Source organism: Stutzerimonas degradans (genome assembly GCF_024448505.1).
Classification (GTDB): domain Bacteria; phylum Pseudomonadota; class Gammaproteobacteria; order Pseudomonadales; family Pseudomonadaceae; genus Stutzerimonas; species Stutzerimonas degradans.
The window spans coordinates 97461-110097 of sequence record NZ_JAMOHV010000005.1 but is presented as its reverse complement, the minus strand read 5'-3'; the positions used below and the strand labels follow the sequence as shown (position 1 = coordinate 110097).

The 12637-nt window shown below is 62.2% G+C and carries 9 protein-coding genes; 3 read left to right on the top strand and 6 right to left on the bottom strand.

Features of this window, described 5'->3' with window-relative positions:
- Positions 1-60: 60 nt before the first annotated feature.
- The gene (gene ppsA / locus NAV27_RS09180; RefSeq protein WP_102829273.1) at positions 61-2430 is read right to left on the bottom strand and encodes a phosphoenolpyruvate synthase; all 2370 of its coding nucleotides are present in this window, start codon (positions 2428-2430) and stop codon (positions 61-63) included.
- A gap of 152 nt (positions 2431-2582) precedes the next feature.
- On the opposite strand from ppsA, the gene ppsR reads away from it, so the two are divergent.
- Positions 2583-3401, top strand: coding sequence for a posphoenolpyruvate synthetase regulatory kinase/phosphorylase PpsR (gene ppsR / locus NAV27_RS09175; protein WP_102829274.1), 819 nt, complete (start codon positions 2583-2585; stop codon positions 3399-3401).
- Between the two features lie 84 nt (positions 3402-3485).
- Here the strand turns inward: ppsR and prpF are convergent, their stop codons facing one another.
- From prpF to NAV27_RS09150, 5 genes are all read right to left on the bottom strand, one after another.
- Positions 3486-4673, bottom strand: coding sequence for a 2-methylaconitate cis-trans isomerase PrpF (gene prpF, locus NAV27_RS09170; protein ID WP_102829275.1), 1188 nt, complete (start codon positions 4671-4673; stop codon positions 3486-3488).
- A gap of 107 nt (positions 4674-4780) precedes the next feature.
- The gene (gene acnD / locus NAV27_RS09165; protein WP_102829276.1) at positions 4781-7390 is read right to left on the bottom strand and encodes a Fe/S-dependent 2-methylisocitrate dehydratase AcnD; all 2610 of its coding nucleotides are present in this window, start codon (positions 7388-7390) and stop codon (positions 4781-4783) included.
- A gap of 75 nt (positions 7391-7465) precedes the next feature.
- Positions 7466-8593: a bifunctional 2-methylcitrate synthase/citrate synthase gene (prpC, locus tag NAV27_RS09160; protein ID WP_054093198.1), complete on the bottom strand. Its 1128-nt coding sequence runs from the start codon at positions 8591-8593 to the stop codon at positions 7466-7468.
- A gap of 83 nt (positions 8594-8676) precedes the next feature.
- Positions 8677-9564, bottom strand: a complete 888-nt coding sequence (gene prpB / locus NAV27_RS09155; protein ID WP_043297102.1) for a methylisocitrate lyase — start codon at positions 9562-9564, stop codon at positions 8677-8679.
- Positions 9561-10280 (bottom strand): GntR family transcriptional regulator, encoded by a 720-nt coding sequence (locus NAV27_RS09150; protein WP_102829277.1) that lies wholly within the window; start codon positions 10278-10280, stop codon positions 9561-9563. The genes prpB and NAV27_RS09150 overlap by 4 nt, the downstream gene beginning before the upstream one ends.
- Before the next feature lie 284 nt (positions 10281-10564).
- Between NAV27_RS09150 and rloA the strand changes: the two genes are divergently transcribed.
- Together rloA and rloB are read left to right on the top strand one after the other, a co-directional pair.
- On the top strand, positions 10565-11101 hold the full coding sequence (gene rloA / locus NAV27_RS09145; protein ID WP_008570199.1) for a retropepsin-like aspartic peptidase RloA: 537 nt from the start codon (positions 10565-10567) through the stop codon (positions 11099-11101).
- A gap of 5 nt (positions 11102-11106) precedes the next feature.
- Positions 11107-12633, top strand: a complete 1527-nt coding sequence (gene rloB / locus NAV27_RS09140; RefSeq protein WP_043297104.1) for an osmotic stress tolerance membrane protein RloB — start codon at positions 11107-11109, stop codon at positions 12631-12633.
- Positions 12634-12637: the final 4 nt, after the last annotated feature.

Genomic DNA, 12637 nt, shown 5'->3' with positions numbered 1-12637 from the left:
GGAAGCCGAAAACGCGACAGGGCGGAAATTCCGCCCTGTCGTCATGCTTCAAACCGCAGTTCAGACCTGCGCGTCAGCCAGGAAGAACCAGGTATCAAGTACCGAATCCGGATTCAGCGATACGCTCTCGATACCCTGGTCCATCAGCCAGCGTGCCAGGTCCGGATGATCCGAAGGCCCCTGACCGCAGATGCCAATGTACTTGCCAGCCTTGTTGCACGCTTGGATGGCATTGGCCAGAAGCTTCTTGACTGCCGGATTACGCTCGTCGAACAGGTGCGCGATGATGCCCGAATCACGGTCCAGACCGAGCGTCAGCTGGGTCATATCGTTGGAGCCAATCGAGAAGCCATCGAAGTACTCGAGGAACTCGTCGGCCAGCAACGCGTTGGACGGCAGCTCACACATCATGATGACACGCAGACCATTCTCGCCACGCTTGAGGCCATACTGGGCCAGCAGGTCGATCACCTGCGATGCCTCGCCGAGCGTACGCACGAAAGGCACCATCAGCTCGACGTTGGTCAGCCCCATAACGTCGCGCACCTTGCGCATGGCACGGCATTCCAGCTCGAAGCAATCGCGGAACGAATCGCTGATATAGCGCGACGCGCCGCGGAAGCCGAGCATCGGGTTCTCTTCTTCCGGCTCGTAGAGCTTGCCGCCGATCAGGTTGGCGTATTCGTTGGACTTGAAGTCCGACAGACGCACGATGACCTTTTTCGGCCAGAACGCTGCGGCCAGCGTGCTGACGCCTTCGACGAGCTTCTCGACGTAGAAGTTGACCGGATCGTCGTAGCCGGCGATGCGCTTCTCGACGCTGCTCTTCACGTCAGCCGGCAGACCGTCGAAGTTCAGCAGTGCCTTGGGATGCACGCCGATCATCCGGTTGATGATGAATTCGAGACGCGCCAGGCCGACGCCTTCGTTAGGCAGGTGGGCGAAATCGAAGGCGCGGTCCGGGTTGCCGACGTTCATCATGATCTTGAACGGCAGTTCCGGCATCGCATCGATGGAGTTCTGGCGGATGTCGAAGCCCAGCTCGCCATCGAAGATCAGGCCGGTGTCGCCCTCGGCGCAGGAGACGGTCACGCGCTGGCCGTCCTGCAGCAGTTCGGTGGCGTTACCGCAGCCGACGACCGCCGGAATGCCCAGTTCGCGGGCGATGATCGCCGCGTGGCAGGTACGCCCGCCGCGGTTGGTGACGATGGCGCTGGCGCGCTTCATCACCGGCTCCCAGTCCGGATCGGTCATGTCGGAAACCAGCACGTCGCCCGGCTGGACCTTGTCCATCTCGCTGACGTCGTGAATGACCTTGACCGGGCCGGCGCCGATGCGCTGGCCGATGGCACGGCCTTCGACCAGCACGGTGCCTTTTTCCTTCAGCAGGTAACGCTCCATGACGTTAGCGCTGCTGCGGCTCTTCACGGTTTCCGGACGCGCCTGGACGATGTACAGCTTGCCGTCGTCTCCGTCCTTGGCCCACTCGATATCCATCGGGCGACCATAGTGCTTCTCGATGATCAGGGCCTGCTTGGCGAGGTTGGTCACCTCTTCGTCGGTCAGACAGAAGCGTGCGCGATCGGCAGCATCGACTTCGACGGTCTTGACCGACTTGCCGGCCTTGGCTTCGTCGCCGTAGACCATCTTGATCGCCTTGCTGCCCAGATTGCGGCGCAGGATCGCCGGGCGCCCGGCCTCCAGCGTCTGCTTGTGCACGTAGAACTCGTCAGGATTGACCGCGCCCTGCACGACAGTCTCGCCCAGACCATAGGCGCCGGTGATGAACACCACGTCGCGGAAGCCGGATTCGGTATCGAGGGTAAACATGACGCCGGCGGTGCCGGTTTCCGAGCGAACCATGCGCTGCACGCCGGCAGACAGGGCGACCAGCTTGTGGTCAAAGCCCTGGTGCACACGGTAGGCAATGGCGCGGTCGTTGAACAGCGAAGCGAAGACTTCCTTGGCCGCGCGGATCACGTTGTCCACACCGCGAATGTTCAGGAAGGTTTCCTGCTGGCCGGCAAAGGATGCATCCGGCAGGTCTTCGGCGGTCGCGGAAGAACGCACGGCGACCGCCATGTTGTCGTTACCACCGGACATCTCGGCGAACGCCTTGCGAATGTCGGCATCCAGCTGCGGCGGGAACTCGGCGTCCATCACCCACTGACGAATCTGTGCACCAGCCTTGGCCAGCGCGTTGACATCGTCGACATCGAGTGCATCGAGCAGCGCATGGATCTGATCGTTCAGACCGCTCAGCTCGAGAAAATCGCGATAGGCCTGAGCCGTGGTGGCGAAACCGCCCGGTACGGAAACACCGGCACCGGCGAGGTTGCTGATCATCTCGCCCAGGGAGGCGTTCTTGCCCCCTACACGCTCAACATCGTGGTTGCCGAGCTTATCGAGGGAAACTACGTACTCTACCAAGGTGAACTCTCCGTTAGGTGTTGGAACTCAACCGGAGCCCTGCCGCATGGCTGTGGCCTGACCCTGCAAAATAAGTAACAATGCCCGCCAACCGGGCTCGGCGAAGGGCCTACTATAGCTGGGAACCGTTCTCGACTTAAGGCCGAAGGTACATGAAACGAACCGCTTTCTTCATTTCCGATGGCACTGGGATCACGGCGGAAACCCTGGGCCAAAGCCTCCTGGCGCAATTCGAGAACATCTCTTTCACCAAGCTCACCCGCCCGTACATCGACAGCGCGGAAAAAGCCCGGGCAATGGTACAGCAAATCAACAATGCCGCGGACAGGGACGGTGCCCGCCCGATCATCTTCGACACTCTGGTCAACCAGGAAATCCGCGACATCCTCGCCGAATCCAACGGCTTCATGATCGACATCTTTTCCTCGTTCCTGGCTCCACTGGAACACGAACTCATGTCGCGTTCCTCGTACTCCGTTGGCAAATCCCACTCCATCAGCCACAACACCAACTACATGGAGCGGATCGACGCGGTCAACTTTGCCCTCGACAACGATGACGGCGCACGCACTCGTCATTACGACAAGGCCGACCTGATTCTCGTCGGCGTTTCACGCTGCGGCAAAACGCCAACCTGTCTGTACATGGCCATGCAGTATGGCATCCGCGCCGCAAACTACCCGCTGACCGAGGACGACATGGAGCGACTGCAACTGCCCTCCTCGCTCAAGCCGTACAAGGACAAGCTGTTCGGCCTGACCATCGACTCCGACCGCCTGACCGCCATCCGCAACGAACGCAAGCCCAACAGCCGTTACGCCAGCTTCGCTCAGTGCGAATTCGAAGTTCGCGAGGTGGAAAACCTGTTCCGCCGCGAGAACATCAACTACATCAACTCGACGCATTTCTCCGTCGAGGAAATCTCCGCCAAGATCCTTGTGGAAAAAGGCGTGGAGCGTCGACTCAAGTAAGTGCCGCTTCGCTAGACAACAAAAAGTCCGCTTGGTGCGGACTTTTTGCATTTACCGCGCAGAAAACCACTGCGCATTCTCAACTCAAAACGCGTCGCCCGGTACGCGGACCCAGCCTTCCATCAGGATGCGCGCACTGCGGCTCATGATGGCTTTGGTCACTGTCCACTGGCCGTCGACCTGCCTCGCCTCGGCGCCGACTCGCAAGGTGCCGGACGGATGGCCGAAGCGTACCGCCTGACGCTCACCGCCACCGGCGGCGAGGTTCACCAGCGTGCCCGGCACGGCTGCTGCAGTCCCGATGGCGACCGCACAGGTACCCATCATTGCGTGGTGCAGCTTGCCCATCGACAGCGCCCGCACCAGCAAATCGACCTCACCCGCGTCGATGATCTTGCCGCTGGAAGCCTTGTAACTCTTGGGTTTGCTGACGAAGGCGATCTTCGGGGTGTGCTGACGGGTCAACGCTTCGTCCGCCGTCTTGATCAAACCCATGCGCAGCGCGCCAGCGACACGAATGGCTTCGAAACGCGCCAGCGCTTCGGCGTCGCCGTTGATGTCTTCCCGCAGCTCGGTGCCGTGGTAACCGATGTCCTCGGCATTGACGAACACGGTAGGGATGCCGGCGCTGATCATGGTGGCCTTGAGCGTGCCGATGCCGGGGACTTCCAGATCATCGATCAGGTTGCCGGTGGGGAACATCGAGCCGCCCTCCTCGCCATCGTCGGATGGGTCGAGAAACTCCAGCACGATCTCCGCTGCCGGGAACGTTACGCCGTCCAGCTCGAAGTCACCGGTCTCCTGCACCTGCCCGTTGCTGATTGGCACATGGGCGATGATCGTTTTCTGGATATTGGCCTGCCAGATGCGCACCACGCAGGTGCCGTCTTGCGGAATACGCGCCGGATCGACCAGCCCGGCATGGATCGCGAACGCGCCAGCGCCGGTAGAGAGGTTGCCGCAGTTACCGCTCCAGTCGAGGAACGGCTTGTCGATGGAAACCTGACCATAGAGGTAATCGACGTCGTGATCGGGCTGGCTGCTCTTCGAGAGGATCACGCACTTGCTGGTGCTGGAAGTCGCCCCGCCCATGCCATCGATATGTGCGGCATAGGGATCGGGACTGCCGATCACCCGCATGAACAGCCTGTCGCGGGCCTCACCCGGCACCTGACAGCGCTCGGGCAGATCCTGTAGACGAAAGAACACACCCTTGCTGGTGCCGCCACGCATGTAGGTGGCGGGAATCTTGATCTGAGGTTGATGAGCCATGAGAGCGTCCTGGCTGGAGAATGAATGGATCGTAGGGTGGATCGCGCCTCGCCGAGCCATCGAGGGACCGGAACGGTGGATGGAGAAACGCCATCCACCCTACGAAATCAGGCGGCCGAGCCTTTCAGGAAATCCTGGGCGAAGCGCTGCAGCACGCCGCCGGCCTGGTACACATGAACATCGGCGGCGGTATCCAGGCGGCAGGTCACCGGCACACGGATGGTTTCACCGCTCTTGCGGTGAACAACCAGCGTCAGATCGCAGCGCGGCGACAGTTCGCCTTCGATGTCGTAGGTCTCGGTGCCGTCAAGGCCGAGGGTCAGACGGGTGGTGCCCGGCTTGAACTCGACCGGCAGTACGCCCATGCCGACCAGGTTGGTACGGTGGATGCGCTCGAAGCCTTCGGCGACGATCACTTCCACACCGGCCAGGCGCACGCCCTTGGCCGCCCAGTCACGCGAGGAGCCCTGACCGTAGTCAGCGCCGGCGACGATGATCAGGTTCTGCTTGCGGTTCATGTAGGTTTCGATGGCTTCCCACATGCGCATGACCTGGCCTTCCGGCTCGACGCGCGCCAGCGATCCCTTCTGCACCTTGCCGTCGACCACAACCATCTCATTCACCAGCTGCGGGTTGGCGAAGGTGGCACGCTGGGCGGTCAGGTGGTCGCCGCGGTGGGTGGCGTAGGAGTTGAAGTCCTCCTCCGGCAGGCCCATCTTGGCCAGGTACTCGCCGGCCGCGGAGCTGGCCAGGATCGCGTTGGACGGCGACAGGTGATCAGTGGTGATGTTGTCCGGCAGGATCGCCAGCGGACGCATGCCCTTGAGCGTGCGTTCGCCAGCCAGCGCGCCTTCCCAGTACGGCGGACGGCGAATGTAGGTGGACATCGGACGCCAGTCATACAGCGGGCTCTTGGCTTCCTCGATGCTGCCCAGATCGAACATCGGGATGTACACCTGCTTGAACTGCTCCGGCTTGACCGAGGCGGCGACGATGGCGTCGATTTCCTCGTCGGACGGCCACAGGTCCTTCAGGGTGATGGCGTTGCCATCCTTGTCATGGCCCAGTACGTCCTGCTCGATGTCGAAGCGCACGGTACCGGCGAGGGCGTAAGCCACCACCAGCGGCGGCGAAGCCAGGAAAGCCTGCTTGGCGTACGGATGGATACGGCCGTCGAAGTTGCGATTGCCGCTCAATACGGCAGTGGCGTACAGATCGCGGTCGATGATTTCCTGCTGGATCTTCGGATCCAGCGCACCGGACATGCCGTTGCAGGTGGTGCAGGCATAGCCGACGATGCCGAAGCCGAGCTTCTCCAGCTCCGGCAGCAGGCCGGCGTCTTCCAGGTACAGCTTGGCGACCTTCGAGCCCGGGGCAAAGGAAGTCTTGACCCACGGCTTGCGGACCAGCCCCAACGCGTTGGCCTTCTTCGCCAGCAGACCGGCTGCGACCACGTTGCGCGGGTTGGAGGTGTTGGTGCAGCTGGTGATGGCGGCGATGATCACCGCGCCGTCCGGCAGCAGGCCTTTGGCCTCCTCGGCCTTGGCGGCAGCCAGCTTGGCTTCGTCGGCGATGCCACGCTCGTGCAGGGCCGAGGTCGGCAGGCGGCGATGCGGGTTGCTCGGGCCTGCCATGTTGCGTACTACGCCGGACAGGTCGAACTCGAGCACGCGCTCGTACTCGGCGCCGGTCAGCGCACTGGCCCACAGGCCGGTTTCCTTGGCGTACTGCTCGACCAGCGCGACCTGCTCCGGCTCACGGCCGGTCAGCTTGAGGTAATCGATGGTCTGACCGTCGATGTAGAACATCGCCGCGGTGGCGCCGTACTCCGGGCACATGTTGGAGATGGTGGCTCGGTCGCCGATCGACAGGCTGTCGGCGCCCTCGCCGAAGAACTCGACGTAGGCACCCACCACGCGCTCCTTGCGCAGGAACTCGGTGATCGCCAGGACGATGTCGGTGGCGGTAATGCCGGGCTTGCGCTTGCCGGTCAGCTTGACGCCGACGATGTCGGGCAGACGCATCATCGACGGATGGCCGAGCATCACAGTCTCGGCCTCCAGACCGCCAACGCCGACGGCGATCACACCGAGGGCATCAACATGCGGCGTGTGCGAGTCGGTACCGACGCAGGTGTCCGGGAAGGCCACGCCTTCGCGCGCCTGAATGACCGGTGACATCTTCTCCAGGTTGATCTGGTGCATGATGCCGTTGCCGGCCGGGATCACGTCGACGTTCTTGAACGCGGTCTTGGTCCACTCGATGAAGTGGAAACGGTCTTCATTGCGGCGGTCTTCGATGGCGCGGTTCTTGTCGAACGCATCGGGATCGAACCCGGGCGCCTCGACAGCCAGCGAGTGGTCGACGATCAGCTGGGTTGGTACCACCGGATTGACCTTGGCTGGATCGCCACCCTGCTCGGCGATCGCATCGCGCAGGCCGGCGAGATCGACCAGTGCGGTCTGGCCGAGGATGTCATGGCAGACCACACGGGCCGGGTACCAGGGGAAGTCCAGGTCACGCTTGCGCTCGATGATCTGCTTGAGCGAGTCGGTCAGCATGGCCGGATCGCAGCGACGCACCAGCTGTTCGGCCAGTACGCGCGAGGTGTAGGGCAGCGTGTCGTAGGCGCCCGGCTTGATGTCCTCGATCGCCGCGCGGACGTCGAAGTAATCCAGCTGGGTGCCTGGCAGGTGTTTGCGATAGTCGGTGTTCATGCCGTAGGGACTCGATCGGTAAGTTCGGAAACAACTAATAAAGGAAGGACGCCGACAAGGCGCCCCTCCGCGCTCTCAACGCTGAGCGAGCGGCACCACCTTGCGCTGCTCGACGCCGACGTATTCGGCACTCGGGCGGATGATGCGATTGTTGGCGCGCTGCTCGAACACATGGGCAGTCCAGCCGGTCACTCGCGAACAGACGAAGATCGGGGTGAACAGCTTGGTCGGGATACCCATGAAGTGGTACGCCGACGCGTGATAGAAGTCGGCGTTGGGGAACAGCTTCTTCTGCTCCCACATGGTTTCGTCGACAGCGACGGAAACCGGGTACAGCACGGTGTCGCCCACTTCCTCGGCGAGCTGCTTGGCCCAGACCTTGATGACCTCGTTGCGCGGATCGGAAACGCTGTAGATCGCGTGGCCGAAGCCCATGATCTTGTCCTTGCGCTCCAGCATGCCGAGGATGCCGGCACGAGCTTCTTCCGGCGACTTCCAGCGCTCGATCATGTCCATCGCCGCCTCGTTGGCACCGCCATGCAGCGGACCACGCAGCGAACCGATGGCGCCGGTGACGCACGAGAAGATGTCGGACAACGTGGATGCGCACACCCGAGCAGTGAAGGTCGAGGCGTTGAACTCGTGCTCGGCGTAGAGGATCAGCGAGACGTTCATCACCTTCACGTGCAGCTCGCTCGGCTTCTTGCCGTGCAGCAGCGCGAGGAAATGACCGCCCAGGGTGTCCTCGTCGGTGGTGCAATCGATGCGTACGCCCTCATGACTGAAGCGGTACCAATAGACCATGATCGCCGGGAATGCCGCGAGCAGGCGGTCAGCCTTGTCGCGCTGCTGCTCGAAACTCTCCTCCGGCTCCAGGTTGCCGAGCATGGAGCAGCCAGTGCGCATCACGTCCATCGGGTGCGCATTGGCCGGAATACGCTCGAGCACTTCCTTGAGCGCCTGCGGCAGGTCGCGCTGGCCCTTGAGCTTGGTCACATAAGCCTGCAGCTGCGCCTTGTTCGGCAGCTCGCCGTACAGAAGCAGGTAAGCCACTTCCTCGAATTGCACCTGGTCGGCCAGATCGCGGACATCGTAGCCGCGATAGGTCAGACCGGCGCCTTCCTTGCCGACGGTGGACAGGGATGTCTGGCCGGCGATCTGACCGCGCAGCCCTGCTCCACTCAGTACTTTTGCTTCAGCCATTGCTATCTCCTTCTTGGATTTGTTCTGGATACCGCTCAATCACGTCAGTCGAAGGCTCCGTCGAAGCACGCGGAGCCGCAGACTCAGCTCTTTTTCTGCGCGAACAGCGCGTCGAGGTGCTGCTCGAACGCGTGGTAGTTGATGCGATCGTAAAGCTCCATGCGGGTCTGCATGGTGTCGATCACATTCTTCTGCGTGCCGTCGCGACGCAGCGCGGTGTAGACATTCTCCGCCGCCTTGTTCATCGCACGGAACGCCGACAGCGGGTAGAGCACCAGCGACACGTCGACGCTGGCCAGCTCCTCGGTGGTATACAGCGGGGTGGCACCGAATTCGGTGATGTTGGCCAGAATCGGCGCCTTCACGCGGTCGGCGAAGGTCTTGTACATCGCCAGCTCGGTGATCGCCTCGGGGAAGATCATGTCGGCACCGGCCTCGATGCAGGCAGCCGCGCGATCCAGTGCCGAGTTCAGGCCCTCGACGGCCAGCGCGTCGGTACGCGCCATGATCACGAAGCTATCGTCGGTACGCGCATCGACGGCGGCCTTGATACGGTCGACCATTTCCTGCTGAGACACGATTTCCTTGTTCGGGCGATGGCCGCAGCGCTTGGCGCCGACCTGGTCCTCGATGTGAATCGCCGCGGCGCCGAACTTGATCATCGACTTGACGGTACGCGCAACGTTGAACGCCGAGCTGCCGAAGCCGGTGTCCACGTCCACCAGCAGCGGCAGATCGCAGACATCGGTGATGCGGCGCACATCGGTGAGCACATCGTCCAGACCGGTGATGCCGAGGTCCGGCAGTCCCAGCGAGCCGGCCGCAACGCCACCGCCGGACAGGTAGATGGCCTTGAAGCCCGCGCGCTTGGCCAGCAGCGCATGGTTGGCGTTGATCGCACCGACGACCTGCAGCGGATGCTCACTGGCCACGGCGTCACGGAAACGCTGACCGGCAGTAGTAAGAGTCATGCATTACCCCTTTCATGTGGTTGTTGCGAAGCGCCACGGAAGTGGCGCTCGACATTGCGCTTGGAAGCGGCGATATGGCGGCGCATCAGCAGCTCCGCCAGTTCGCCATCGCGGTCGGCGATGGCATCGAGGATACGGTGATGTTCGGCGAACGCCTGATGCGGCCGGTTCGGCGTGGTGGAGAACTGGATGCGGTACATGCGCACCAGCTGATAAAGCTCGTCGCACAGCAGCTTGGCCAGGGTGCGATTGCCACTGCCCTGGATGATCCGGTAATGGAAATCGAAATCGCCTTCCTGCTGGTAGTAGCCGACGCCGGCCTGGAACGCCTCGTCGCGCTCATGAGTACCCAGCACCCGGCGCAGCTCGTCGATCTCGGCCTCGCTCATGCGTTCGGCGGCCAGGCGGCAGGCCATGCCTTCGAGCGATTCGCGGATCTCGTAGAGTTCGATCAGCTCGGCATGGCTGAGAGAAACCACCCGGGCGCCCACATGCGGCACGCGAACTAGCAGCTTCTGCCCTTCCAGCCGATGCATCGCTTCACGCAGCGGGCCACGGCTGATGCCATAGGTACGCGCCAGCTCCGGCTCGGAGATCTTGCTGCCCGGAGCGATCTCCCCTTTCACGATTGCCGCCTGGATATGACGGAAAACATGCTCGGAGAGCGTTCCACTATCGACCTGAGCACCGGCGGGTGCATCTAACGAATCCTGCATATTGTCGACACTTGAAGTTAAGGCTCAGGGAAAATTACGCCAGCAACACGCGTCGGTCAATCCTCGAACCCATGGATTGTCAACAATCGAACTAAAGTCGAATGCCGCCCCGCTCTTGCGAACACGCGTGGCTGACAGGTTATGACCACTTGTCGCGACCCCCAAATCGCCATGCTAGAATGCGAGCCCTTCGCGGCGCGCCGCGGCACCCCGCCTCGCTGCGAGGCGCTGCGCTCAGCCAGTCCTCGTCCTCCCTGTCTTCCTTTTAAACGTACTCGGGATATATGAGAGTCAACGCCTACGCCCTATCACTCTGCCTGCTGCTCGTTCCCGGTATTGGCCACGGCGCCGAGAAAACCATCTATGGTCTGAACGAGCACATCGCGATCCCGGAGTTCAACCTCGAGTTGTCGGCCAAACTGGATACCGGTGCGCAGACCGCCTCGCTGAGTGCGCGCGACATTTCCCGTTTCAAGCGCAACGGCGAAACCTGGGTGCGCTTCTATCTGGCCGTCGACAGCGCACATGCGCACCCGATCGAGCGACCGCTGGCACGCATCAGTAAGATCAAGCGCCGCGCCGGCGATTTCGATCCACAGGAAGACAAGACTTACACGGCCCGCCCGGTCATCGAACTCGATCTGTGCATGGGCAAGACCAAACGCAGCATAGAAGTGAACCTGACCGACCGCAGCGCTTTCCAATACCCGCTTTTGATTGGCTCCGACGCGCTTACCCGCTTCGGCGCCCTGGTCGACCCAAGCCGTACCTACGTCGCCGGCAAGCCCGGCTGCACCAACAAAACCGACGCTGACGAGTAATACCCATGCGCGCACTGACCCTGCATCTGAAAGTCCTGATCTTTGTGCTCGTCGCCCTGGGCATATCCATTACGGCGTACCAGATCTTCGTTCTCGGCATCCCGGTGACCGAGGATGAAACCGACGACCTGTGGAATATCGACGCCAAGGTCGAATTCCTTGCCAGCCCACGCGAGCCGGTGAAACTCCAGATGTTCGTGCCGCCGCTGAACCAGGAGTTCGTCAGCCTTAACGAGAGCTTCATCTCCAACAACTACGGCGTCAGCATCAACCGCGCCGACGGCAACCGCCGTGTCACCTGGTCGGCACGCCGCGCCAGCGGCAAGCAGACGCTCTATTACCGGCTGGTTCTGACCAAGCGCTATAGCGGCGAGCAACCGAAGGTCACCGGACCGATCTTCCGTGACAGCATTCCGGTCGAAGGCGCCGAGAAGATCGCCGCCGAAGCGTTGCTGTCGCCCATCCGCCAGCACTCGGCCGACGTCGAGACGTTCATCAGCGAAGCGATCAAGCGCGCCAACAACGTCGAGGACGACAACGTCAAACTGCTGCTCGGCGGCGACGCCTCGCCTGCCAACAAGGCGCATGTGATCGAACTGCTACTGTCCATCGCGCACGTACCGATGGAGCGCGTCCACACCGTGCGCCTGCTGGCCGAACAGCAGCAGACGCCGGAACTCTGGCTGCGCAGCTTCAACGGTGACAAATGGCTGTACTTCAACCCGGAAACCGGCGAACAGGGTCTGCCGAAAGACCGCCTGGTCTGGTGGACCGGCGACCAGCCGCTGATCAACCTCGAAGGCGGACGCAACCCGCAGGTCTCGTTCACGCTGAACAACAGTGAGATGAACGCGATTCGCCTGGCCAAGCTGACCGACGAGAACACCGACGCCGACTTCCTCGAATACTCGCTCTACGGCCTGCCGCTGCAGACCCAGCAGACCTATCAGATCATGATCATGATTCCGATCGGAGTGCTGGTGATCCTGATCCTGCGCAACCTCGGTGGTCTGCAGACACTCGGCACCTTCACGCCAGTGCTTATCGCCCTGGCCTTCCGCGAGACGCAGTTGGGCTTCGGCATTGCGCTGTTCACCGTAATCACCGCACTCGGGCTGTCGCTGCGCTCCTATCTGGAACACCTCAAGTTGCAGATGCTGCCGCGCCTGTCGGTGGTGCTGACCTTTGTCGTGGTGCTGATCGCGGTCATCAGCCTGTTCAGCCACAAGCTCGGTCTGGAGCGCGGGCTGTCGGTGGCGCTGTTCCCGATGGTGATTCTGACCATGACCATCGAACGCCTGTCGATCACCTGGGAAGAACGCGGCGGTACCCACGCCTTCAAGGTCGCCATCGGCACCCTGGTGGCCGCGACCCTGGCGCACCTGCTCATGAGCATTCCGCAGCTGACCTACTTCATCTTCACCTTCCCGGCGGTGCTGCTGATCATGGTGGGCTTCATGCTGGCGATGGGGCGCTACCGCGGCTACCGCCTGACCGAACTGTTCCGTTTCAAAGCCTTCCTCAAGGACTAAGACC

Excerpts from the sequence above, each read along its gene's own strand:
- ppsR (WP_102829274.1), top strand. The coding sequence starts at position 2,583 with ATGAAACGAACCGCTTTCTTCATTTCCGATGGCACTGGGATCACGGCG.
- prpF (WP_102829275.1), bottom strand. The coding sequence starts at position 4,673 with ATGGCTCATCAACCTCAGATCAAGATTCCCGCCACCTACATGCGTGGC.
- acnD (WP_102829276.1), bottom strand. The coding sequence starts at position 7,390 with ATGAACACCGACTATCGCAAACACCTGCCAGGCACCCAGCTGGATTAC.
- prpC (WP_054093198.1), bottom strand. The coding sequence starts at position 8,593 with ATGGCTGAAGCAAAAGTACTGAGTGGAGCAGGGCTGCGCGGTCAGATC.
- prpB (WP_043297102.1), bottom strand. The coding sequence starts at position 9,564 with ATGACTCTTACTACTGCCGGTCAGCGTTTCCGTGACGCCGTGGCCAGT.
- NAV27_RS09150 (WP_102829277.1), bottom strand. The coding sequence starts at position 10,280 with ATGCAGGATTCGTTAGATGCACCCGCCGGTGCTCAGGTCGATAGTGGA.
- rloA (WP_008570199.1), top strand. The coding sequence starts at position 10,565 with ATGAGAGTCAACGCCTACGCCCTATCACTCTGCCTGCTGCTCGTTCCC.
- rloB (WP_043297104.1), top strand. The coding sequence starts at position 11,107 with ATGCGCGCACTGACCCTGCATCTGAAAGTCCTGATCTTTGTGCTCGTC.